The following is a 23308-nucleotide window of genomic DNA, read 5'->3' as shown; positions in this document are numbered from 1 at the left end:
CGCACCCCGTCGAGCGGCCGCCGGAATCAGGACCAGCCGCGCGCGGAGGCCGGGCGGCCGCGCGAGCCCAGGGGGACCGGGGCTCCGCGGCGGCCGCGGTCCTCGTGCGCTACGGGTACCCCGCGCTGCCGGTGTCGCCGTGGGTCAGCGCCTCCCAGGTGATCTGCACGTTGGTCACGTCCCTGCTATTGCCGGACTGCCCCCGGATGCGGTCGCGCACCTTGCGGCTCTCGGGCATCGCCTGGCCCTCGCGTCGAGCGTAGTGATTGTAGACGAGCTCCCAGACCGGGATGTCCTTGACCTTCAACTCGCCACCGCACAACGAGGCCTCTACCTCCAGCTTGATGTCGGTCGCCGACGGAGACCGGTTCAGGAGCTTCGCCACGTACTCGAAGGACGCCTTGATCCGCTCCTCTTGCTCTCCGTAGAGATCGATGCCCTGGAGCCCCGCCGTCTCCGCCGCGTAGGCGGTCGAGGCGAGCCCCATCTGCGTGTGTGGCAGATCGCGGCACGTCTCCTGCGTGTGGCCGGATCGCCCCGTGAAGTCGGACTGGCCGTACCAGAGCTCGCGCAGCTTGGCGTCGGTGCTGTACCCCGGCGGGCGCTTCGGCAGCCGGCCGTCGCTCGCCAGGTAAACGTTGTAGGGCACGCGATCGCGCCACATGGCGACGCCGCGATCGAACAGCGCGCGGTCATCATTGTAAATACCGATGTTGATCATCCCGTCCGCCATCGACAGGTTCCAGTTCGCCTGGTAGCCCCATCCATCGCGGATCCTGGGGACGAGGACGTCGTTGAGCATCCGCCCGAACCGCGCGGCCTCGCTCTCCGACCATCCAGCGCCGGCGTGGCGGAGGAGCTCGGCCGAGCGCGGGAACAGCTCCGCGAGCCAGGCGGCCTGCAGCGGGCCGTTGTTCTGACCGGGATCGGTGCGCACCTTGGCCGGATCGAAGACGAGCTCCCTCAAGCTCGACGACCAGGCGTTCAGGATGGAGATGGCGCTGTCGGCGTACGCCTGGTTCCCGGTGTAATACCAGATCAGGGTGTGCGTGTACGCCGCGACGGCGTCGTCTCGCGACGCGGTGCAGCCCTGATCGAGCGGGTTCGATCCGTTGCCGCACTTCATCACCTCGACCGGCCGCGGCGTGTACGGGAGCCGCCCGTACCTGGTGGCCTTGGCCTTGTCGAAGTCGCCCTTCCACGGCTGCTGTCCAGCAGCGATCTTGGCCTTCACGAAGTCGAGCTGACCGCGCGACACGAGGACGCCGGGATGCCGGAAGGCCGGAGCGCCGCCGGAGTCCGCCGCCGCGACGCCGGTGTCACCGTCGCCGCTCTCGACCGCCGAGTCGCCGTCCGGCGCCGACTCAGCAGCCCTGTCGAGCGATCCCCCGCACTCCTCCCCCTCGCAGGCGCCTTCCGACGCGGTCTCCGTGGGGGCCAAGCACGCGCTGGAAGCAGCGACGACGGCAAGCAATGGTATAATATGATAACGCATGAAGTGAGTATACGGGCAGCTCGGATCGATGCCAGACGGAACACACGCGCTTCATGCTTCTTTACTACGCTTACAACATAAAGTTTTCGCGTCCGCCAAGCGTCGTGCTCACGTGGGCTACGCCGGCGTCTTCGCAAGGGGGCGATGTGGGCATGGGCCCCCGGAATGCCCCCGGGCTCATGGATGCGGGCGGGCGCCAGCGTCCCGCTCGGCCGCGCGATGCGGTGTACCCTGGCATCGTGCGCGTTCGTCGCCTCCGCCTCGCCCTCGTCCTCGCCGCGCTCGCCGGCGCCAACCTCGGCGGGTGCTCGTCGCGGTGGCCGTCCGCCGGGTCGGCGCGCGGCGATGACGTTGCGGACGCCGCGTTCCCGTGATGCCTTTTCCCCAAGAACCCATGGCCGAACCTGGACGATGCTAGACCAGACAGGTAGCGTCGCGGCGGCGGCGCACGAACCCACCCGCCACGGGAAGGCCCACCTGGGCAAGGCCGTGCTGATCACGACGGCCGTGCTCTGGCTGCTCGACTGGGTCAGCACCAGCAGGTTCGACGCCCGGGAAGCCCTCGGGATCGCGGCGTGGGTGTCGGCGGTCCTCGGCGCGCTCACGGTGGTGGCGCACAGACTCGACACGCAGCGCACGCCGGTCTGGCGGCAGCTGCTTGCCCTCGCGCTCACGGCCGGGATCGCCAGTTCGCTGACCCGCCTCGCCCTCCTCCTGCTCGTCATGGCGCTGCCCGAGTCCTTCGCCGAAGGCTCGCGGCAGACGTTTGGGGCCACCGCCGTCGTCGGCTTCTTCGACGGTGACGCGCTGTTCGGCTTCTGGGCCCTGCTCGTCGAGCTGCCGCGCCGGATCGGCGCCGAGCGAAGGCTGGAGCAGGAGCGACACGCGCTCCGCCAGGAGGCCGAGCTCGCGCGCATCCGCGCCGCGCTCGAACCTCATTTCGTGCTGAACACCCTCAACACGATCGCAGGCCTCGTGACCGAAGAGCCGCGCGAAGCCCGCAACCTCATCGCGACGCTCGGGGACCTGCTGCGAGACGCCATGCAGGAGCCGCGACGCCACCGTCACACGGTGCGCGAGGAAGTGAGCTGGCTCCGGGGCTTCGCTCGGATCCTGGAGTCCCGGCACGTCGGGCGGCTCGCGTTCGAGTGGGACGTGGACCGCTCGGCGGAGGAATGCGTCCTTCCGGCATTGCTGCTGCAGCCGCTGCTGGAGAACGCGGTTCATCACGGCGCGCTCCGTCGGGCGGGCCGCGGCCGTGTCGCCCTGCGGATCGCCCACGACGCGGACCGCTTGCGCTGCATCGTCGAGGATGACGGGCCAGGCTTCGACCCGGGCTCCGCCCGCCCCGGGGGCCGGGGGCTGGACCTGGTGCGGCGCCGCATCGCCCTCGAATCCGCCCACGCTTCGCTGCAGGTCGACGCGAAGCCCGGCCGGACACGCGTCGAGATCGTGTTGCCAAAGAGGACCGCATGAAGCCCCTGTCCGCTCTGATCATCGAAGACGAATGGCCGGCTCGCAACTACCTTGTAGAGCTGCTGCGCGACACTGGAAGCTTCGGGGACATCGCCGCGGTGACGAGCGTCGAGGACGCCCGAGAGGTGATCGAGCGCCCTGAGCTCGGCATCGAGGTCGCGTTCATCGACGTCCGCCTCGTCGATCGGCCGGGGGATCGCTCGGGGCTCGACTTCGCCCGGTCGCTCGCCGACCTGGCGAGCCCCCCGGCGGTGGTGCTCGCCACCGCCTCGGCGCAGTATGCGCTCGACGGGTTCGAGCTGGGCGTCGTCGACTATCTCCTGAAGCCGTTCACGCTCGATCGCATCACCACGTGCGCGGCACGGCTGCTCGAGCGGCGCCGGCCGCCGCCCCAGGGCGCCGCGCGGCGGCGCCTGGTCGCCCGGAAGAGCAACAGCCTGGTCTTCCTGGACCTCGATGGCATGTTGGCGTTTCAGACAGTCGATCGCCTCACCTACGTCCACCACGTCGATGGTGTATTCTCGATGGACCTCTCCCTCAACGCGCTCGGGGCGGCCCTGGGCAGCCGCGTTCTACGCGTGCACCGCAACTGGCTCATCGCCCCCGCGCACGCGCAGGGGCTGAGCCGGCTCGCGGGAGAGCTGATCGTCGAGGTCGGCCCCACGCTCCGCGTCCCCGTGTCGCGCGATCGGGCGCGGGAGGTCCGGCAGCAATTGCTGGAGAACACCGTGGGCATTCGTCAGCCAGGCTGAGCTCGTCCTATCTCGCCGAGAGAACGAATTTGGCGAGCTCGCCCCCGAACTGCTCGATATCGAACGCGTCGGACGCGTTCGTCCCGAGGATCACGCGGCTGTTCGCCTCCGGGCAGTCCGCCGCGTATCCCCCGAAGCCGTAGTCGCTGCCCCCGGCGTAGCCGTAAACCGTCTTGCCCTCGAAGGTTCCGCCGGAAAGGTACAGCGTCCGGTAGGCGTTGAGCGCGGCCGGGTCCAGCACGTCCCCGCCCCAGACGGCGACCAGCCACCGCTCCAGATCGGAGACCGTCGTGACCAGCCCGCCGTTGCCGACCAGCGACCACGTGTACGGCCACGCGGCCGGGTCGTTGCTCCCGAACGTCGAGTCGCCGTACCCGAATGCGGTGTCGACCCGTTCCCACACCGGGTCCCCGAAGAAGCCGCTGTGTTGCATCCCGGCCGGCGTCAGGAGCTCGTCGCGCACGTAATCGGTGAACCCTCGCCCCGAAACGGTCTCGACGACGTCGGCCAGCAACGTATAGCCCGAATTCGAGTAGTCGACCTCGCTTCCCGGCTCGAACCGCAGCTCCTGCGCGAAGATCCGCTGGCGGGCTTCGAGGCGCGCCATGGGCTCGAAGTCTCCCTCGGTGTCGTGGTACTCGTCGAACCCGGCGCTGTGCTGGACGACTTGCAGGACGGTGATCTCGGCTTTGTCGGCCGGCACGTCGTCGAAGAGGGTCGCGAGGGAGTCCGACACGCTGAAATTGCCCTCGCCTTCGAGCTTGAAGATGGCCGCCGCCGTGAGGTCCTTCATGACGGAGCCGAAATCGTACGCTGTGTCGGCGGCGTTGGGCACGCCGTCGTCGCGGTCCGCGAGGCCGTAGCCGCGCGCCAGCACCGTGCCCCCGTCCACCGTGACCCGCACCGATCCGGAGAACCCGGCCATCGCCGCGGCATCGAGGCGGCGCTCCAGCTCGTCGCGGAGGTCGTCAGGCGCGTCCGGCGTACCGGAGCTCGACCCGCATGCGGGGTTCAGAGCAACCAGCGCAGTGAGGGCAACTACCATCGACAGAGGATCTCGTCTCGTACGGGATGTCATAGGGCACCCATGTTGCCAGACGAGGTGGCGAGATCGAGCGACGGATGACCAGGCGGGGGTTTTGCCCGACGAGCGGCGGGTTCTCCGGTACGAGGCGCGGGGCGGTGCCGGCGGATCGCGCGCGCGGAGAGCTTTGGCGTCGGCGGGTCGCCTATCGCGCGCTTCCGCGGGGAATGCCGAGGCGGTCTTCGTAGGCGTTCAGGACCTTCACGAACGCGGGCCGCTCTTCGCAGCGACGGCGGTGGTCTTCGACGTTCGGATACCTGGCGAGGATCTCCGTCTTACGAAGTTCGCGCAGCACGCACGTGAGAATGATGTCGGCGACCGTGAAGTCAGCCCCCGTGATGAACGGCTGAGCCTGCAGCATCTGGTCGATCGTCGGCAAGAAGCGATCGAGTATCTCGACATGCCAAGGGCGCAAGGCCTGCAAATGGGGATTTGAGTCGCCTTGGAGATCGGCAAACAGAATCGGCAGCGAAAAGGGCTCGATGTTGTTCAATGACGTGATCGTCCAGCGATAGACCTGCGCGCGCCCCTTCAGATCAGAAGGGATCAATTTCCCGGATTTCTCCGCGAGATAAAGCAGAATCGCGCCCGACTCCGTCAAAACATACCCGTCATCATCGATCGCCGGAACCTGTCTGAACGGCGATACAACTCCGAACTCGACTTCATCCTGAAGACCCTTCGGCCCGCAATCGAGCCCGACGGCCTCGTAGGCGATTCCACACTCTTCCAGCGCCCACATCGCACGGAGGTCGCGCGTGTAACCCCAAAGAAACGGCGGCAACGATTTGAAAACGTATACTTTCATGAAGCTGACCTCATCCCGACTCGGGCGCCGCGCCGTCAAGTCGCCCTATGACGCCGAGATTTCTGTATCTTTCCTGGCGCTCTTGGCGGTTCAAACGACCCCATTCTCATCCAAGGTGCACCACGACGGGTGGTGGAGAAGATTTTACTTCTTCAACCAGGTCTGGGTCCTGCCGAGGAGGGAGATGCCCAGGAAGCCGCGCACCTTGAGCTTCTTCCCGCCCTCGATCGCCTCGAGCTTGCAGCTATAGGTCTCGCCGTTGTTCGGATCCAGGATCGTACCGTCATCGTACTCGTCGTCATCGCGGACCATGTTCTTGATGATGACGAGCCCCACAAGGGGCTTGTTCTTGTCGGCCCCCTCACAGGCGGTGCAGATCTTCGGCTTCCCCTTCGCGTCGAGCGGCTGCTTCAGGCTCACGATCTTGCCGAAGATCTTCCCGCCCTTCTCGTAAATCTCTATCACCGACTGCTCGACCCCCTGCTCATCAATCGTCCGCCACTGGCCGGTCACAGGGAGAGGACCCGCGAGCACGAGCGAAGTGGCGAGGGAGCAGCCCAAGGCGGCAGAGAGAGCCAAAAACGTCTTCATGTCGTCAGAACTCCTTTCATCGGTCTGCGGAGCCACGGCGTTCGGCCCTGGCGTGGTGTTTGATTCGCGTGTCGGCGTGCGCCGCCGTGTGCAACATGCCTTGGAGGGGGGAGAGGGGACGGGGCGCCGCGCCGTTTGTTCATCGGACCGGAGGGAGCGGCGGCGGAGGCAGGGCTCTGGTCAGAGGGGAGCCGAACGGTGGACATGGCTCCTCTCGCAGCAGCCCTGCGGCGCGGTGGACGTCATTTTTCCCCCGAGAGTACCGAGCGGGCTCGTGGAGCGCAACGGCGCCGTGCAGCGGGGCGCCGGGACGTTGGTTGGCCAGCGAACGGTTGATTCTACGGGGCTGGATCCCGCCGTGGCCAAGCTGCCCTTGGCCCGCGCCTCGGCCGCGCAGGTCCGTCCGTGCTGCGCCGGTGCGATCCCGCCGACTGAGGCGGTCATGTAAGGTTCTCTATGTGAACCAGCGCGCGCAGCGTGGCCGTAGGGTGGGACCGCTGATGCCACGAACCCTTCACCGCGGGCGAGCACCGCGCGGAGCTGGTGCCGCACCAGGGCGCACGCCGTCGCCGGAGATCCTGGCGAGCCGGACGGCGCGGGCGGCGAGGAACCGCGAGCGGCGGGCACGCGAGCGCGCTGGCTGAGTGGAATTGTGGATGCTCACAGCAGCGCGTACCTCGCCAGTCGCGCGGAGGGCTTGTCGATCCAAGTTGACATCGATCATGTGAACGCTCACACTGGCGACCGGTCGTTGCGCTTTTGCTTCGCTCCGGATGGGCCGTCATGCGCATCCAGGAGACAGTCATGAAGTAGCGATCGGTCATGCTGCTCGCGGCTGGGATCGCGGTCCTGGCCAGCGGCGACCCTGGTTGCAGCAACGGTCCCAGCGGCGGTGGGACCCCGGTGGAGCCGGCAGCGGCGGGAACCCCGGAAGCGACCCGACGTATCCCGCCCAGCAGCAGGCCTCTCCGGGGGGCTGCACCGTGAACGTCTGGTTGTGCTGTACGGCAACACCAGTGCTCGATGATGTGGTGGCTACTGCTTATCGCACCTTCATGAGGATCAGGCCCGCTCGCGATGCACAATCGGCTTGACGGACATGCCAGCCCGGAACAATAAGCACGATTATCGTGTTGCCCGGCGCACGCTGAGCAAATTTATTCACTTTGCGCGCATCTCGACGTTCGTCCGCAGCGGCAATGTCCAGCGCGGGAGCCTTGAGCGCGCGGCGAGCGACCCCGACCTACGCAAGAGCAGCGTTGAGCAGTAAGAAGATTCCAGTTTCACTTACTTAACAGGACGAGGAGAACAAGATGAGATTCGGAACCAAGCAGAGCTTGCTTGCGGCGGCGACGGGCATCCTCGCCGTGTCGTGCGTCGTCGGCCCCGAGGGGGCGTACGACGCCGAGATCGAGGAGGCAGGCTCGCTCGAGGGCGCCATCACGATCGATACGAGCGCGGTCTACACGATCGTCGGCGCCCAGAGTGGAAAATGCGTGCAGGTGGCTGGAGGCAGCACCGCTGATGCAGCGGCCATGCAGATCGCCAGCTGCAACGGCTCGACGCGGCAACAGTTCCGCATGGAATCGGCAGGCGGCGCCTACTATCGCATCCGCAACGTCAACAGCAACCGTTGCATGGACGTCGCGGGCGCCTCCACCAGCGACGGCGCCGCCATCCAGCAATACTCCTGCTGGACCGGGCAAAACCAGCAGTGGTCGTTCACGGACGTCGCCGGCGGCGTCGTGCGCCTCACCGCGCGCCACAGCGGCAAGTCCCTGGACGTCTACGGCCGCGGCACCGCGGACGGCACCGCCGTGATTCAATGGGCGTCGAACGGCGGCACCAATCAGCAATTCCGACTCACGCCCGTGGGCTCGGGGACCGGCGGCACCGGCGGCGGGGGCAGCACCAGCGGCTCCGGCGGCGGGGGCAGCACCAGCGGCACCGGCGGCGGGGGCAGCACCAGCGGCTCCGGCGGCGGGGGCAGCACCAGCGGCTCCGGCGGCGGGGGCAGCACCAGCGGCTCCGGCGGCTCCGGTGGTGGCGGCAGCTCCGGCGGCGCGCGCAGCGCCGGCTGCGGCATTCCCACCTCCCTCACCAGCGGTAGCCGCACCATCAACGTCAACGGCACCACGCGCCAGTACGTGCTCGACATTCCGGCGAACTACGACCCGAACAGGGCGCATCGGCTGGTGTTCGGCTGGCACTGGCGCGGCGGATCGGCCAACGACGTCGTGAACAACGGGTACTATGGGCTCAAGGCGCTGGCGAACGGCAGCGCGATCTTCGTCTCGCCGAACGGCATCGACAACGGATGGGCCAACACGGGCGGGCGCGACATCGCCTTCGCCCGCGCCATGGTCGACTCCCTCGAAGCCAACCTGTGCGTCGACACGAGCCGCGTCTTCTCGACCGGGTGGAGCTTCGGGGGGATGATGTCGAACGCGATCGGCTGTGATATGCCCGACGTCTTCCGAGCCATCGCGCCGATGTCCGGCGCCCTCTACAGCGGCTGCAACCAGTCCAACACCCAGCCCGTCGCCGTCTGGATGTCGCACGGCCTGTCCGACAGCGTCGTCCCCGTCTCGGCCGGAAGGGCGGCGCTCGACGTCTTCGTGCGCAAGAACGGCTGCAGCACCGAGACGAGCCCCGTGGGCCCCAGCTCGTGCGTCGCCTATCAAGGGTGCCGGGAGGGATACCCGGTGCACCGCTGCGAGTTTGCCGGTGACCACCAGACGCCGAGCTTCGCGAGCTCGGCCATCTGGAACTTCTTCACGCAATTCTGACCTCGCGCCCCGCCGACGCGGCGGATCGAGCAGCGGCAGACGCGCCCGCCCGAGCCGCCGCGTCGCCCCGCCCCGCCCGTGAGCTGTCGAAGCAGGTGCAAAAGGGCAAGGAAGCGAGGGAAGGGTATTCCTGCAATCCGTCGACCACGCGATGGATACCCTGCTTCAATCTCACCTCGCCAAAGTTGAGAGACTCGTTCGGCGCTCTGCCGCCGGGCCAGGCGCCGACCCCGATCGGTGACGCCGCGGGCCCTTCACCGCGGGCGACGCGGCGGCAGAGGGCGCTCCCAAGCTTGGGCCGAACGTCGAGCCCGCCGCTCGCGTCGACTCGCTGCCGGAGCCCTGTCGCTCGCCAGTGCCCGCAGGCTCTACTCGGATCGCCCGCGCGCGGCGGTTGCGTGCCGCAGCGCCCCGGAGGCATCCGGATAATGATGCCGGCAAGCACCAGGCCTGTGCCGGGAGACAAGCGCGGCGGCGTGCGCAGGCGACGACCCTCTCGCCGCGATGCTGCATGGTGCCGCCATGGCGGAACTGCCGACGTCGCGGGGAGCAATGGGAAAACGAGTGGCGAAGAGGCTCCTGCATGCTGGCACGGAGGCGGCACGCGCACCATGCGCCTCGGCGCCAGAGAGCGCAGATTCAAGCACGTGCCCGGCACGCTGCTCATTCATGGTCCCGATGAGAGGCATGACCATCACCTGCTCGGTGATCGGGATCATCGGCGTGGACAGCTCCGCTAGCCGGCTCTGCTGCACCCGGATGATCTCCTCCTGCAACGCTGCGCGCTCGCGCTCTGCGTTCTCGCGCTCCGACATATCGAGCGCGAGCCGGGGGCTCGGCGAGCGCCTCCTCCGCCGCCGCGGCAGCGAGCGTCGCGGCCCGCCGCCCCCCGTCCCGCCGCTCCGCCATGGCGCCGCCATGGGCGATAGCCCAGCGGGTTGTCGAAATTCGCGGCGAAAACGCGCCCTCACCGCGTGGCGTGCGGCGTACGGTGTCGGCGCCGTGTGGCCAGCGCGGCTCGCACCACGGGCGTCGTCTACGAGCGCCGTCCGGGCGGTCGACAAACCGCGCCGAGCTCTTGCGCCGCACATTTGCGATCGACGTCCTCGAGTGCCCAACTTGCAAGGGGCGGATGAAGCTCGTTGCCATGGTGACCGAGCCAAGGAACATCGCCCGCTTCCTCTCCGCGCTCGGCGAGCCGACCGACGTCCCAGCTCGCTCTCCCAGCGTCCACGCGGCGGCCGCCGTACTGGAAGAGCACCGTTCTGCGCCGCAAGGCGCCCGGTGACGCCGCATAGCGTCTCGCGACGCGCCTCCCGGGCCAGACCAACGCCACCTGGGCACCGAGCAGCTGGACCGCGCGCCTCGCCTCCGGGGTGGACAAAGCCGCGCGGCGACGGCGAGGGGGACATCCGCAAGGCCGGCAGCCGGCAGACAGACCTCCCCGACTGCCCAGTCTTGAAACCATCGGGAACGTGTTGACAGTTGATGCACAAATTGTCACACTGTCTTCATGCAAGCGACGACGACAGACGACGAGGCGGCCGCCCGCCGCGCGAGGATCCTGACCGCCGCGCGCTGGTGCTTCCTCAACTTCGGCTTCGCGAAGACGGCCTTCGAGGACATCGCCAAGCGCGCCGGCCTCTCGCGCACGCTGCTCTACCGGATCTTCAAGGACAAAGAAGACATCTACCGGGCCGTATTCGTGGACTGGCTGGTCTCTCGGCACCCCGCCGCGAAGGAGGCGGCGAACGGCCCGGGGAGCGCCTATGAGCGCTTGCTCAGCGTCTGCCGTCTGCTGGCGCTCGAGCCCTGGGCTGAGATGGTCGGGGCGCCGATGGGGAGCGATTTCATCGAGGCGTGCGAGCGCATCGATCCCGAGAGCGAGGCACTTTATCGCAAGATCACGCTCGAGTGCGTGGGCGCCATCTTGGGCGATGAGGCGAGCGCCGAGGTCTTCCTCCTCTCGCTCGACGGGTTGCTCTCGGACCGACCGTCGATGGAGGTGCTGGAGCAGCGGACGCAGCTCCTCGCAGCGCGCTTCGCTCCTCGTTCGTCGAAGAAAGGAGCGCGGCCATGACAGCGTCACCTGAAATCCAAGAGATCGTCATTATAACCGGTGCGTCTACCGGCATCGGCGCGGCCACGGCACGCGAGCTGGCTCGGCGGGGGTTCCACGTCCTCGCGGGTGTCCGGCGCGACCGGGACGCCGACGCAATCCGGGGGCCAGGTATAGAGCCGCTGATCCTCGACATCACCAACCCGGACCACATCCGGGCGCTGGCGACTCGGGTGCACGGGGACCCGCAGGGCCGGGCAGTGCGGGCCCTGGTAAACAACGCCGCCATGGCGGTCAACGCACCGGTCGAGGTCTTCGCGATCGACGAGTGGCGACGCCTGTTCGAGGTCAACCTCTTCGGCCACATCGCCGTTACCCAGACACTCCTGCCGGCCCTGATCCGCAGCAAGGGTCGCGTGGTCAACATCAGCTCCGTGGGCGGCAAGGTCGCCATGGCCACCTATGGTCCGTACGCAGGCACGAAGTTCGCGCTCGAAGCGGTCAGTGACTCCTTGCGACGCGAAATGGCCCCGCTGGGCGTCCAGGTGGTCGTGGTCGAACCGGGCGCCGTGCGAACGGAAATGCCCGGCCGGGCGATCGCCAGCGCCCATGAGGTGGCGTCGACCATGACGCCCGAGCAAAGCCAGCGCTACGGCGGGCTGGTGCAAGCCATCATCGCGCAGACCGCCTACCACACCAAGTCGGGCCTGCCCGCTGACGCTGCGGCCAAGGTGATCGCCAAGGCAGTGACGGCGCGCAAGCCGCGCACTCGCTACACCGTCGGCCGCGAGGCCGCACTCCTCACCTTGGTGCGCATCCTGCCCGACCGGATACTCGACCTCCTCTTTGCCGCTGCTCTGCGTCCCCACTTTCCCAAGGAGAGCAAGTGAGCACCCGAACCTCGACATCCTTCTCTGCGACCTGTCGCGGATGGCCGATGTGAAGCGCGCCGCCGAGGAGTTCAAGGCCAAGCACGATCGGCTCGACGTCCTCGTGAACAACGCGGGCGCCACCTTCAAGAAGCCGACGATAGGGCCCGACGGGTTCGAGCTTCCTGTTCACGACGTCGCTGCTTGCCCTCATCCGCAAGACCCCCGGCGCGCGCGTCGTGTCGACCTCAAGCTCCATGCAGGCGCGCGGAAAACTCGACCTCGCGAAGACGCCGACCTCGCCGGAGGCGGCGTCGCTCAAGGGCGAGTACATCTCGAAGCGACGGCCGGTGACCCCGCAGAAGCAGGCGATGGATCCGAAGCTCGCGGCCGACCTGTGGACGTCGAGCGAGAAGCTCGGCGCCGAGGCGGCGGCTCGGGCGGCGAGAGGCAACGCATGAGGTTTCATGGTCTTCGTCTGGAACGAGTTCGTTCGTCGAGGCAGTTCGACGGCGACGTCTTTCGTAACCCGCTGGGTCCGTGGAGGGCGTCGACGACCGGAGTCCTTCCGATGCTCCCCGAGCTCCTCTTCGGGGGGGCTCGACGTAGACCGAAAGCTCCCTTGCCGACGACGCGCCCCCACGAAGCATGGGGGCGTCCGGTCAGCTCCGGGCTCCGCACGACGTGGCTCGGCCACAGCACCGTGCTCATCGAGATCGACGGCCATCGAGTCCTGACCGATCCCGTCTTCGGCGAGCGGGCATCCCCGGTCTCCTTCGCGGGCCCGAAGCGCTTTCACCCCGTGCCGGCAGGGCTCGGAGAGCTACCTCCGCTCGATGCCGTGGTGCTCTCCCATGACCACTACGACCACCTGTGTGCGACCACGATCGCCGGTCTCGCTCGCATGCCGGAGATCCCGATCGTCACGTCGCTTGGGGTGGGGTCGCACCTCGAGCGGCTGGGAATTGCGCCAGAGCGCATTCACGAGCTCGACTGGGGTGAATCATGCGACGTTCGCGGGTTACGCTTCATCGCGACCCCAAGCCAGCACTACTCAGGTCGCAGCCTGAGCGACCGGGACGCGACCCTCTGGTCGTCATGGGTCATCCAGTCAGATCGGCACAAGGTCTTCTTCTCGGGCGACACGGGGCTGACCGAACAGTTCCGCGAGACGGGCCAGATGTACGGGCCGTTCGACCTCGTCATGCTCGAGATCGGCGCGTTCCACCCAGGCTTTGAGGCCATTCACCTGGGGCCCGAGAACGCGCTCGACGTGTTGCAGATGCTGGGCGGCGGGACCTTGCTGCCGGTGCACTGGGGTACCTTCGATCTTGCGCTCCACGCGTGGGATGAGCCTGCGGAGACGCTCGTGCGACTCGCGGCCGAACAGGGCCTACGGGTTGTCACGCCGAGCCTCGGCCAGGTCGTCGAGCCCTCGCAGCTCGATGCCCCAACGCCGTGGTGGCGAGACCTCAAGTCGAGGGAGGCGCCTTTCCGCCCCTTGGCCGAGCAGCTTCAACCGCCCCCGTAACAGCTACGGGTGACCCGATGTCCAACTCAACCAATGTCCCATCGAGAACTGCGGCTGCCCTGGACGAGACGGAGAAGGTGCGTCTGGGCAAGACGAACGTCCTCGTCTCGCGCCTCCGCGTAGGCACCGCCGCGTGGTGGAAGAACAAGTACATCAAACCTCTTCGGCAGCACAGAGCTCGCTCTGGTACCGTCGCCCGGAGTTCGATGGCGCGCTTGACGCGTGTCGGGAGCTCGGAGTCACTCCAGTCGGGTTCATGCCTCTAGCGATGGGCCTCCTCTCTGGAAAGTACCGCCCGGGAGATGTCCCACGGGACTCGGTCCGCCGCCGGCTCACCGGGGTGTTTCGGCCAACGGAGATGCCCGTCCGCCAGTTCCGAGAAGCGCTCGATCGCGAAGGGTGGCCGAGCGCCGTAGCGAAAGAGTCGTTCCCGCCCCTCGCGATCGTGGGCGGCAAGACGTACGCCCATCGGACGGGCCGCTTATTTTCCGGCGGCCGGTCGTCATCGAGCGGTGTTTCTGGCGGGATTTCTGACGCGCGGAACCCGGCTGCCGGCCGGCGCACGCGTCGCTCACCCCCGGCTCATCCGCGCGATCGCCTCGCCCAGCGCGCCGTCGTCCGCGCCCTCCGCGCCCTCCGCATCGCCCGAGAGCGCCGACTCGGCAGCCGCGAGCGCCGCGTCGCGGAGGCGGTAGAGCGCCGGCTCCGGGATGCGCTCGCGCGCGGCGAGGACGCCCGGCGGGACGCCGCGCAGCATCTCCAGGACCAGCCCGAGGCGGCGGCGGGCCTCGGGCGACGGCGGCGCGCCGAGGCCGAGCCGCCGCCGCGCGGCCTCCGGCGCGGCGGCGAGGCGGCGCGAGGCCGCGTCGGCGACCTGGGCGGCCAGCGCGTGGAACGCGGGGGGCGACGGGAGCCGCGCCTCCATCCAGACGAGCAGCCGCACGAACTCGCGCGCGCCGCCCTCGAACGCCCGGCGGCCGTGGAGCATGCGCCGGTTGTCGACGACCAGGAGGTCCGCCGGGCCGAGCGCGAGCTCGATCACCTCGCGCCGCGACGCCTCGATAAACGGCGCGAGGCGCGCGGCGATGGCGTCCCCCGGCGGCACGACCGGCGCGTGCGTCAGCGCGAGGGCGCCGTCGCGGAGCGACACCGTGGGCCCGAAGAAATCACCGAAGACGAACGGGATGCGCCGGTACACCGTGAAGAGCGCGCGGAAGAGCTCGGGATCGGCGCGCTCGATCGTCGAGAGCAGCGGCCAGCCGTCGAGCAGAAGGCAGCCGCCGCCGCGCTCCGCGGGCCGGACGCAGGCCATGATCTGCACGGCCGGCGGCGCGCCCGCAAAGCACTGGCTGTCGGTGTGGAGCGGCGCCGCCGCGGAGCTCGCGGCGAACGACCTCCCCCCCGGCACGGCCTTGATCGGCTGCCGCTCGACAAGGCGCGGCCTCGCCCCGAGGAGCCGCTCGGCGAAGCTCCACGGCGCCCGCGCGGCCTCCTCGGGGGCCAGCGCGGCGTCGCCGCGGAGGACCGAGAAGCCGCGCGCCGCGAGCTCGTCGAGGAGCCGCGCCGGACCGCGCTCAGCCCCGGGCTCACGCATCGAGGAAGCGGGCCTCGCGGAACCCGGCCCGGAGCAGATCGCGCGGGACGGGCACGACCCGGAGCAGCGGCGCGCCCTCGGGCACCTCGATCGGCGCCCCGATCCGGCGCACGTGGAACACCGCCGGGGTCGCGAAGAAGACGTCGGTCGCGACCACGCCGCGCATCACGTCGTAGCCCTCGCCGTGGATGCCATCGAGCAGGCTCGACCAGCCCGGCGGCGTCCGGAGGAAGGCCCACGGCTTGACGAAGAAGTGCGGCTCGCCCGGCGGATGGGGCGTGAAGTACTTCGTCAGGTACCAGAGCGCCCCGCGGTTCGCGGCGATGAAGTCCTCGCCGAAGACCCGGGCGAAGGTGCGCTCCACCGCGGCCGCCCCCTCGGCCAGGCGTGGCGCCTCCGGCGCGACGGCGAGCGTGTGCCCGTCGAACGTCGCGCGGAACGGGACGGCGTTCCTCACCACGAGGGACGCGAGCCGCCGAGCCCCCCCGCGCCACGGGACCGGATCCGGCCCGGCCGCGGTCGTGACCTCGGTCACCTCGGCGATCTCGGGCGCCGCCGGCCCGGCGACCACCAGCCGCACGCGCGCCGGTCCCCCGCTTCCCTCGCCCCCGCTCCCCTCGCCCGCGCTCCCCTCGCCCGCGCTCCCCTCGCCCGCAGTCCCCTTCCGCTCGCCCGCCTTGCCTCCCACGAGGCGCCGGTACTTGCGGGTCACCTCGCCCTTCTTCGCCGCGAAGTACCTCGCGTCATAGAACGCCGCGTGCGCCCGCCCCACCTCGGGATCGTCCGCCAGCGCGCAGGCCTCGATCTGCACGTCGGGGCGCACCGGCGCGATGCAGCCGATCTCGCCCTCGAGCCGCAGGCTCCGAGGCGCCTCGTCGCGGACGCGCAGCTCGACCACCAGCGGGACGAAGGCGCTGTCGTCGGCGAGGTACGCCTCGCTCACCTCGATCAGCACGTTGCGGCGGTTGGCCGCGCCCGCGACCCGCAGCCAGAGGCCAGGGTCCGGGCGCACCAGCAGCCCGGTCCACAGCCGCAGGCGGGGCCGCCCCAGACCCGTCCGGCACGTCCAGGCGAGACCGCCGCGCAGCGCCCGGTGCCACGCCCCCTCCGGCGCCAGGAAGCCCTGCGACACGAGCCGGGGCAGCGCGGCGCGGTGGGCGCGGAGCAGCGCCTCGCGGTGCTCGCCCGCCGGCTCGGCGCGGAGCGACCCGAGGCGCCGCTGCACCTCGATCGGCCACGCCAGCGTGATCTGATGCCCGAACGCGTTGCCCTCGAGGAGCGGCACGCACGCCTTGGCCACCCGGAGCGGCACCGCGCCGTCGAGGTCGCCGGTGCGCCGGGTGAGCCGGCACAGGCCGAGGGCGTCGAGCACCTCGAAGCACGCGTCACCCGCCGCAGCCACCGCCACCGCCGCAGCCGCCGCCGCCACCGCAGCCGCCGCCGCCGCTGCAGCTCGACGAGCTGCAGCCCGAGCCGCCGGACGAGCCGCCCCCCGTCGAGACAACGACGGGCGGCGTGATCGCGTAGACCATCGGCCCGAAGAGCGGCGACAGCGCGAGCGCCGCCGTGCCGGTCGCGGCCACCGTCAAGCCGATGTCCACCGCCTCCCGGCGGCGGCCGCCGGAGACGTCGGCGCGGAGCGAGACGGTCGAGTCCTCGATCCACTCGAGATAAGCCGCCTTCGAGGCCGAGTACGCGCTCGTGCTCCTCGCCACGATCCACGTCGCGAACAGGAGCGCGAGCATCTCCATCACCAGGAACGTGTGAGGCCGGTTGAGCTCCTCCGCGCGAAGGACCCGGATCAACCCCACGCCGAGCAGGCCGATGCCCACCGCCCAGACCACGGCCGAGAGGATCACCACGGTCCCCGGCGGGCGGATCATCCCGGCGGCGGCGAGCTCCTCGCGGATCTCCTGCTTGAACCGCTCCGCGATCTGGTCGGCGGAGGCGCGCACCTGCGACACCGAGAGCGTCCCGCCCGCGGCGCCCCTCGAGGAGAGCGCGCTGAAGAACGCCGAGAGCACCCGGTCGCGCGGCGGGGCGCCGCCCAGCACCTGGAACGACTCCGGCTCGCCCGTCGCGCCGCCGGCGGGGACGAGCCACCCCGCGGCCATCGCGACGGCGATCAGCGTGGCCGCGACGCCCTTGTTCTCGTCCCGGAGGTACGCGATCGCCCAGTACTCGTCCGGCTGCGGGATCCAGCCCACCGAGAGCCGCTGCCGAGGCGGCGGCTGCGCGTGGAAGCGGTAGGGCGTGCCCGCCCCGGCCGCCGCGGCCGCCGGCGCGCCGCCCGGCGGCCCCGAGCGATCGAGCGACGCGCCGATCGCCTTTCGCACCAGCACGGCGAAGAAGAGGCCGGCCGCCGAGAGCACGAAATAGAAGAGCAAGAACTCCGGCCCCGACTCCATGTTGAACGGGAAGAAGTCGAAGATCTCGTGGATCATCACGCCGCCTCCTCGTGCTCGAGCCGATCGACGTCATCGACCGCGCGCGCGAGCAGCGCCGCCAGCGCCTCGTACGCCGCGCCCGGCGCCTCGTGGATCCGCTCCAGCGGGGCGACGTCGGCGCCGAGCAGCTCGCCCGCGCCGGCGAGCACCGCGCCGAGACCGTCGTCCACGTCGATCCCGCGCAGGCCGAGCAGCGCGTGCAGCGGGGCGCGGATCTGCTTCACCTTGCGGAAGACAGCGCCCCGCAGGGCGTCGTCCGAGCCCATCCCGTCCACCACCGCGCGCCGGAGCCGGATCTGCGCCTCGCGGAGCTCCTGCTCGACGCGCAGGCGGCGGTTCTTCCCGTCGATCACCAGCGCCGAGAACGGGTCGCGGCCGGCGAGGAGCACGTGGCACCGGCGGATGTCGTCGTAGAGCAGCGGGAACACGTCCGCGGCCCGCGGGATCTCGGCCGCGGTGAGGATCATCGCCTCGACGCGGGCCGCGTAGCGCGCGAGCCGGAGCGCGTTGGCGATCGCGTCGAGGCTCTCCCGGGACGCTTCCTTGAGCACCACCATGAGGTCCACGTCGCTCTGGCCGTCGCGGTAGCCGCCCCGCGCCGCGCTGCCGTAGACGAGCAGGCATTCCAGCGCGTCGCCGAGCACCCGCTCCAGGCTCTCCTGGAGCTCGACGAGCCGCGCCTGCACCGGCGCCGGCAACCCGGACACGGCGCTCCCCGTGGCGATCGATCCTTCTTTCATAGGCTATCTTCGCGGCTCGACCAGCCGGACGTCGGCGCTCGAGCCCATCCCCTTGATCGCCCAGATTACCCGACCTCCCGGCAGCCGTTCCCGCCGAATGAACGGCAGGAGCCTGGGCCGCACGCTCCCGTCGCCCGCGGGCCCGACGAAGCGGGCGCGGAGGAGCAGGCGATCGACGATCGCCTCGGGCGCGAGGCGAGCGTCGGCCTCCGCCGCGGCGGCGATCCGGAGCGCGTCGGCGACCGCGGTCAGGCGCGGGGCCCGCGGCGACGCCTCGACGCACCGGGCCCCGAGGCGCGCGGCCGCCTCGCGGTGCGACGCGAGGCGCGGCAGCAGCGGGAGCGCGTCGTCGACGCGCTTGCGCTGGAGGATCGCGCGCGATCGCGCGACCTCCTCGGCCGCAAACGGCCGCACGTCGGCCGGCGACGGCTCGATCGGGGCGATGAGCAGCTCGGCCACGCGCGCCTGGACCGCGGCGAGCGCCGGGGCCTCGGCGGGCGGCTCGCCGGTGGAAATTTGCAACGAAGCTGCGCGCGAGGCGGGCGGCGCTGGACGGGGCGGCGCGGCCCGGGCGAGCTCCCGGACGGTCGCGAGCTCGTCGGCGAGGGCAGCGAAGGGCGGGAAGTCGCCGTCGCGCTCGAGGAGGATCGGGACCGGCCCGGTGCGCGCGAGGACCGCGGCGAGCAGGGCGAAGACGGGCGCGGGGACGGGGTGGGCGTGCGTGTCGAAGTAGAAGCCGTGCTCGCGGGCGCCGCCGGCGATGTGGATCATCGCCACGCGATCGAGCGGATACGAGCGGACGAGCGCTCCGGGATCGACGCCGGCGTTGACGGCGTTCGCGTAGACGTTGCCGACGTCGAGGAGGAGGTCGCAGCCGGTGCGGGCGGCGACCTCGGCGTAGAAGCTCCCTTCCTCGAGGGCGTCGTCGGGGAAGCGGAGCGTGCGCGCGGCGTTCTCGAGCAGGAGGGGGATGTCCGGGAGCGCCCGCCGGGCGGCGGCGACGTTCCGCGCGACGACGCGGGCCGCCTCGAGCGTGTACGGCAGGGCGGTGAGGTGCCCGATCTCGCGGCCGCCGCCGCGCACGAAGGCGACGTGCTCGCTCACGACGGGGGCCGCGAGCTCCCGGCAGAGCGCCCCGAGGCGGCGGGCGCGATCGAGGTCGACGCCCGCGGCGCTGCCGAGCGAGAGCTTCACGCCGTGGGGCACGACAGGCCAGATGCGCGCGATGGCCGAGGCCTCGCGCCGCGCGGCCGGGCTGGAGAAGCAGGCCTCGGCCACGACCTCGACGAAGTCCACGGCCGCAGGCGCGGCGAGCAGATCGGCGGCGATCTCGGGGCGGAATCCGATGCCGACGGCGCAGGCGGCGCCGGCGGCGCCAGCGGCGGTGAGGGGCGAGCTGGGGGAGCGTTCGAGCACTCGAGGACCCCGCGCAGTTTGCCCTGGCGGAGGGGTTCGCGACAGCGCGGAATCGGCTAGGAGGGGAGAGCACCCGATGCAGGAGTCAGCAACGATGCGCGTGGCGATCCTCGACGACTACCAGGGCGTGGCGCTCCGGATGGCCGACTGGCAAAGCCTCCATCCGGCGGCGGAGGTGCAGGCCTTCGCCGACCACCTCGACGATCTCGACGCCCTGGCCGAGCGGCTGGGCCCCTTCGACGGCGCGGTGCTCCTGCGCGAGCGCACGCCGTTTCCGCGCGCGCTGCTCGAGAGGCTGCCGCGCTTGCGGCTGCTGGTCACGGCCGGCATGCGCAACGCGTCGATCGATCTCGCGGCGGCGACCGCGCGCGGGGTCCAGGTCTCGGGCACCGACATGCTGCCCTACCCGACGGCGGAGCTGACCTGGGGGCTGATCCTCGCCCTCGTCCGGCACATCCCGCGCGAGGACCGCGTCGCACGCGAGGGCCGCTGGCAGACGACGCTCGGCCTCGGCCTGAAGGGCAAGACACCTCGCGCGGCCCCATCGTGGACGAGGCGGCGCTCCTCGCCGCCCTGCGCGAGCGGCGCATCGCCGGCGCGGGGCTCGACGTCTTCGAGCCCGAGCCGCTGCCCGAGGATCATCCGCTGCTCGCCCTCGACAACACGGTGATCACACCGCACCTCGGCTATGTCACCGAGGAGGGCTATCGCCTGCTCTACGGCCAGGCGGCCGAGAACATCCGCGCATTCCTCGACGGCAAGGCGCTCCGTCCCCTGAATCAGCTGGCCACAGCGCCCTCACCCCCCTGAGGGCGCCGATGGCCGGCGTGCTCCGCGGCGGAGAGGCGCTCAGAGGAACTGGCTGCTCCACTTGCGGAACGTCATGATGCCCTTTTCCCCGGCGCACAGGACGGGCTGGGGGCGATAGATCTTGTTCTCCCAGATCGGGATGTCCTCCTCGATCTGCCGGCACACCTCGGCGGCGAGGGCCTGAGCCAGGCGTAGCGCGCCGTCGTTGCGCAGCCAGAAGGCGACGCGGACGTCGATGAGCTCGTCGTCGATCGGGGTGACCGTGTTCACGAAGAGGAGCTCGACGATCCCGGTGAAGCGGATCGTCCCGTACCCCATGCCGTGGCCTTCCCAGGTGATCGTGCCGTCGACCACCTGGCCGCCCGGGCCCTTCTGCTTCACCGCCGAGCGGGATCGGATGATGTGGCCCTCGAACTCGACCTCGGTCCGGGGCGGCGCCGGCATGCTGTGCACAACGACGAAGTGGGCTGGATCCACGATGTTCTCGAGCGTCTCCTGGACGTGCGTCCGGATCCTCCAGCGCTTGCTCATGCCCGGGGACCACTCGGTCGACCGCGCCTCCGGGAGCGGCGGGATCTCGAACGCGGGAGGCTCTCCGCCGAGGGCGTGATGGACAAGGATCACGCCGTCGAGCTCCCGCACCTCCCAGCAGCGGATCCTCGCCTTCGGGGGGATCGTGTCGGCGTAGGGGATACGCACGCACACTCCCTGGCCGGAGATCACCCATCCGTGGAACGGGCACCGGATCCCGCCCTGCTCGACGCGGCCTCCCACCCCGAGGTGGGCGCCCATATGGGGGCAGTGGGCGTCGAGGACACGGGCCTCGCCCTCCTGCGTCCGGAACAGCACAAGATCCTGCCCGAAGCAGCGGAGCGGGAGGGGGCCGCCCGTCGACAGCTCCTCCGAAGACGCGACCTGAAACCAGCCTGTCGGGAACGGCTGAAGGGGGATTCGAGCGCTCACGTGGGTCTCCTCGGCTCCGCGTCTGTCAGGGTCGCCCGGGCGCTCGTGCAGCGACGGGGGATGGGGTCGGGTCGTGCCGGCGGTCGCGGCATGAGCTCACCATCTTACGAGACCCGGGCGCGTCGAGGTACTGCCAAGCCGGCTCCTGCGGGCCTCGCGCGCCGGAGCGGGCAGCCGCGCTCCAGCGTACATCGCGTGTCCGCCGCCTGACCTTGCCCGCCCGCGAGCTCTCGGACGATCGCCGCCCGCGGGATCCCCGCGGTTCACCGCCCGCGGCGCATTCCCTGTCAGCGCGCCGCCGAGAGCTGCTCCAGTCCTTCTTCCACGCCGACGACGGGCGCATACCCGAGCTCGGCGCGGGCGCGGTCGGTCTTCACGGTCACGGAGCGCGACACCCTGGAGACGGCGAGGCCGGTCATCGGCGGCGTCCGGCGGACGCCGAGGAGGCGCCATGCGCCCTCGATCGCGGTCGCGAGCGGGAGGGCGACGGCGCTCGGGATGCTGCGCCGTCGGGTGAATCGCCTTGTTGAGTCGCAGCGATCAACCGTCAGGAAAGCACTTCCGTGGCGGTCTTCGCCCCAAGGACGTTATCGATCCAGCGGTCGAGGGTAGCGATGTCCGTGCATGCCTGGATGCGCGCGCTCTCGCTCTCTGTGAGCACGATCCCTGTACGGGCAAGCAGCCGCAGCAGCGTGCCCCTCTTGCCCTCGAGCTTGCCCTCACGTAGGCCCTCGAGCTTGCCCTCACGTAGGCCCTCGAGCTTGCCGCGGTCGATGAGCTTCTGCACGAACGGGGGAAATGTCGCCTCGCCTTCGATCTGCCGTTCCATGACCAACGCCTCCAGAGCCTGCCGCATCGGCTCACGCAACCCGTTCCAGATGACCTGAAAGTAGACCGTCGCGTGCTCCTGGTCGAGCCGGCCGAGGGCAACGAGCGCCGCCTGGACCACGGTGAGCCCGTTCGGCCCGTTGCCGTGCGCCACCGCCGAGAGCACGGCGAGCTCAGTCTCCTTCTCCGCGTCGGCCGGGTCGGTGATCTCGGGTACGACGGCCGGACCGAGCACCAGCGGCTCGACGCTGCCGAGGCCCAGGCCGAGGTCGATGGTTTCCGTCGCCCAGGCAGCCACGCCGGCGTCCGGCGCGACCACGAGGACGACCGTGCCGCAGCGCTTCCTGGCGCGCACGCCCGTGACGTATGTCGGCCACGAGAACCTCTTGTCCGGGTCCACGTCGCGCTGGACCTCGATGACGATCGCCAGCACGAGCGTGCCGCTCGCGTCTCGAAGCTCGAGCACCAGGTCAGCGCGGAACTCCACCGGGAGGAGCTGGTCGAGCGACGACTCGACAACCGCGACCGAGGCGTGCGGCGGCACCTCGAGGTGGAAGAGCGTCGCGAGCAAGCGGGGCGCGAGCTCCGGGTGCTCACGGAACATCTCGACGAGGGCGTTGTGCTCGAGCGTCGGCATGACGCTCGGCCTCGAGCACACCCCATGCCGACATCAAACGACGGGAGAACGCGAGGCGAGAGCCAATTCAGGGGTGGCGGCGCCATGGCGGAGCGGCGCTGAGGTACGTGGTCATCTCGCTTTCGGCCGAGGGTTTTGAGCCGCGAAATACTCACGGAGCCACCTCATCCTTGAGCTCTCAGCCCAGCCCATCGCGGCCATGGCCCGCTCGATGGCGTCAAATTGCGCCTGGTCGACAGGAAGATCGAGGTCGCCGATCCAGTCAATGACGTGCTCCATGGCGAGCCCCCACTCCCCATACCGGTGAACCCAGTCGTGCGCATCGCGAAAGAGTCTTGGGGGGAGCACGTCCTTGAAGGACTCAAGAGCGACGGCGCACAGCGCACGGATGGCGTCTTTCGTCATCCTGCACCCAACCT

22 protein-coding genes and 1 pseudogene are annotated in these 23308 nt (G+C 70.2%); 10 read left to right on the top strand and 13 right to left on the bottom strand.

All coding sequences use genetic code 11. The annotated features are described in order from the left end of the window. Positions 1 to 109 precede the first annotated feature (109 nt). A complete protein-coding gene (locus WME75_RS09760; RefSeq protein ID WP_437488929.1) occupies positions 110 to 1495 on the bottom strand; it encodes an alginate lyase family protein in 1386 nt (461 codons plus the stop codon). 239 nt (positions 1496 to 1734) lie between these two features. Between WME75_RS09760 and WME75_RS09755 the strand changes: the two genes are divergently transcribed. From WME75_RS09755 to WME75_RS09745, 3 genes are read left to right on the top strand one after another with little or no spacing between them, the layout of a single operon-like run. Continuing rightward, a complete protein-coding gene (locus tag WME75_RS09755; RefSeq protein WP_437488927.1) occupies positions 1735 to 1869 on the top strand; it encodes a hypothetical protein in 135 nt (44 codons plus the stop codon). Further along, positions 1841 to 2971 (top strand): sensor histidine kinase, encoded by a 1131-nt coding sequence (locus WME75_RS09750; RefSeq protein WP_437488925.1) that lies wholly within the window; start codon positions 1841 to 1843, stop codon positions 2969 to 2971. The genes WME75_RS09755 and WME75_RS09750 overlap by 29 nt, the downstream gene beginning before the upstream one ends. After that, positions 2968 to 3723: a LytR/AlgR family response regulator transcription factor gene (locus WME75_RS09745; RefSeq protein ID WP_437488922.1), complete on the top strand. Its 756-nt coding sequence runs from the start codon at positions 2968 to 2970 to the stop codon at positions 3721 to 3723. Before WME75_RS09750 ends, WME75_RS09745 begins: the two co-directional genes overlap by 4 nt. Positions 3724 to 3730: 7 nt before the next feature. Here the strand turns inward: WME75_RS09745 and WME75_RS09740 are convergent, their stop codons facing one another. The 3 genes from WME75_RS09740 to WME75_RS09730 all read right to left on the bottom strand — a co-directional run bounded on the left by WME75_RS09740 (position 3731) and on the right by WME75_RS09730 (position 6206). Next, positions 3731 to 4768: a serine hydrolase domain-containing protein gene (locus WME75_RS09740; protein WP_437488920.1), complete on the bottom strand. Its 1038-nt coding sequence runs from the start codon at positions 4766 to 4768 to the stop codon at positions 3731 to 3733. Positions 4769 to 4952: 184 nt separating this feature from the next. Further along, positions 4953 to 5615, bottom strand: a complete 663-nt coding sequence (locus WME75_RS09735; protein WP_437488917.1) for a glutathione S-transferase family protein — start codon at positions 5613 to 5615, stop codon at positions 4953 to 4955. Positions 5616 to 5759: 144 nt separating this feature from the next. Next, entirely contained in the window at positions 5760 to 6206 is a 447-nt protein-coding gene (locus tag WME75_RS09730) for a DUF2147 domain-containing protein (RefSeq protein ID WP_437488914.1), read from the bottom strand. A 1313-nt stretch (positions 6207 to 7519) separates the two neighbouring features. On the opposite strand from WME75_RS09730, the gene WME75_RS09725 reads away from it, so the two are divergent. The 6 genes from WME75_RS09725 to WME75_RS09700 all read left to right on the top strand — a co-directional run bounded on the left by WME75_RS09725 (position 7520) and on the right by WME75_RS09700 (position 13454). Next, positions 7520 to 8995: an RICIN domain-containing protein gene (locus WME75_RS09725; protein ID WP_437488911.1), complete on the top strand. Its 1476-nt coding sequence runs from the start codon at positions 7520 to 7522 to the stop codon at positions 8993 to 8995. A gap of 1132 nt (positions 8996 to 10127) precedes the next feature. Next, entirely contained in the window at positions 10128 to 10283 is a 156-nt protein-coding gene (locus tag WME75_RS09720) for a hypothetical protein (protein ID WP_437488909.1), read from the top strand. A gap of 225 nt (positions 10284 to 10508) precedes the next feature. Next, positions 10509 to 11075: a TetR/AcrR family transcriptional regulator gene (locus WME75_RS09715; protein WP_437488906.1), complete on the top strand. Its 567-nt coding sequence runs from the start codon at positions 10509 to 10511 to the stop codon at positions 11073 to 11075. Next, on the top strand, positions 11072 to 11944 hold the full coding sequence (locus WME75_RS09710) for an SDR family NAD(P)-dependent oxidoreductase (RefSeq protein ID WP_437488904.1): 873 nt from the start codon (positions 11072 to 11074) through the stop codon (positions 11942 to 11944). Before WME75_RS09715 ends, WME75_RS09710 begins: the two co-directional genes overlap by 4 nt. Before the next feature lie 236 nt (positions 11945 to 12180). After that, positions 12181 to 12384: a hypothetical protein gene (locus WME75_RS09705; RefSeq protein ID WP_437495112.1), complete on the top strand. Its 204-nt coding sequence runs from the start codon at positions 12181 to 12183 to the stop codon at positions 12382 to 12384. Then, positions 12381 to 13454 carry an MBL fold metallo-hydrolase gene (locus WME75_RS09700; protein ID WP_437494780.1) on the top strand — a complete coding sequence of 358 codons (1074 nt, stop codon included), beginning with the start codon at positions 12381 to 12383 and terminating at the stop codon, positions 13452 to 13454. Before WME75_RS09705 ends, WME75_RS09700 begins: the two co-directional genes overlap by 4 nt. A gap of 571 nt (positions 13455 to 14025) precedes the next feature. Here WME75_RS09700 and WME75_RS09695 read toward each other — a convergent pair. Genes WME75_RS09695 through WME75_RS09675 form a run of 5 tightly spaced genes read right to left on the bottom strand, consistent with a single transcriptional unit; the run spans position 14026 to position 19651 of the window. After that, a complete protein-coding gene (locus WME75_RS09695) occupies positions 14026 to 15048 on the bottom strand; it encodes a TauD/TfdA family dioxygenase (protein ID WP_437488901.1) in 1023 nt (340 codons plus the stop codon). Then, complete coding sequence (locus tag WME75_RS09690) at positions 15041 to 16450, bottom strand: hypothetical protein (protein ID WP_437488898.1); 1410 nt, start codon at positions 16448 to 16450, stop codon at positions 15041 to 15043. The genes WME75_RS09695 and WME75_RS09690 overlap by 8 nt, the downstream gene beginning before the upstream one ends. Beyond that, positions 16434 to 17492: a TIGR04222 domain-containing membrane protein gene (locus tag WME75_RS09685; protein ID WP_437488895.1), complete on the bottom strand. Its 1059-nt coding sequence runs from the start codon at positions 17490 to 17492 to the stop codon at positions 16434 to 16436. The genes WME75_RS09690 and WME75_RS09685 overlap by 17 nt, the downstream gene beginning before the upstream one ends. Continuing rightward, the gene (locus WME75_RS09680) at positions 17492 to 18235 is read right to left on the bottom strand and encodes a nucleotidyltransferase domain-containing protein (protein WP_437488894.1); all 744 of its coding nucleotides are present in this window, start codon (positions 18233 to 18235) and stop codon (positions 17492 to 17494) included. Before WME75_RS09680 ends, WME75_RS09685 begins: the two co-directional genes overlap by 1 nt. A gap of 3 nt (positions 18236 to 18238) precedes the next feature. Next, the gene (locus WME75_RS09675; RefSeq protein ID WP_437488891.1) at positions 18239 to 19651 is read right to left on the bottom strand and encodes a DUF692 domain-containing protein; all 1413 of its coding nucleotides are present in this window, start codon (positions 19649 to 19651) and stop codon (positions 18239 to 18241) included. Positions 19652 to 19745: 94 nt separating this feature from the next. Here WME75_RS09675 and WME75_RS09670 point away from each other — a divergent pair. Then, a pseudogene (locus WME75_RS09670) lies at positions 19746 to 20461 on the top strand (NAD(P)-dependent oxidoreductase). Positions 20462 to 20500: 39 nt separating this feature from the next. Here the strand turns inward: WME75_RS09670 and WME75_RS09665 are convergent. The 4 genes from WME75_RS09665 to WME75_RS09650 all read right to left on the bottom strand — a co-directional run bounded on the left by WME75_RS09665 (position 20501) and on the right by WME75_RS09650 (position 23294). Continuing rightward, positions 20501 to 21424 (bottom strand): Rieske 2Fe-2S domain-containing protein, encoded by a 924-nt coding sequence (locus tag WME75_RS09665; protein WP_437488888.1) that lies wholly within the window; start codon positions 21422 to 21424, stop codon positions 20501 to 20503. 287 nt (positions 21425 to 21711) lie between these two features. Then, on the bottom strand, positions 21712 to 21843 hold the full coding sequence (locus tag WME75_RS09660; RefSeq protein WP_437488886.1) for a hypothetical protein: 132 nt from the start codon (positions 21841 to 21843) through the stop codon (positions 21712 to 21714). A gap of 128 nt (positions 21844 to 21971) precedes the next feature. After that, positions 21972 to 22889 (bottom strand): hypothetical protein, encoded by a 918-nt coding sequence (locus WME75_RS09655; protein WP_437488883.1) that lies wholly within the window; start codon positions 22887 to 22889, stop codon positions 21972 to 21974. 111 nt (positions 22890 to 23000) lie between these two features. Beyond that, a complete protein-coding gene (locus WME75_RS09650; protein ID WP_437488881.1) occupies positions 23001 to 23294 on the bottom strand; it encodes a MafI family immunity protein in 294 nt (97 codons plus the stop codon). Positions 23295 to 23308: the final 14 nt, after the last annotated feature.

It is taken from the genome of Sorangium sp. So ce1014, assembly GCF_051521505.1.
Lineage (GTDB): Bacteria > Myxococcota_A > Polyangia > Polyangiales > Polyangiaceae > Sorangium.
Note: the sequence above shows the minus strand (reverse complement) of the source record. Positions and strands in the feature narration are given on the sequence as shown.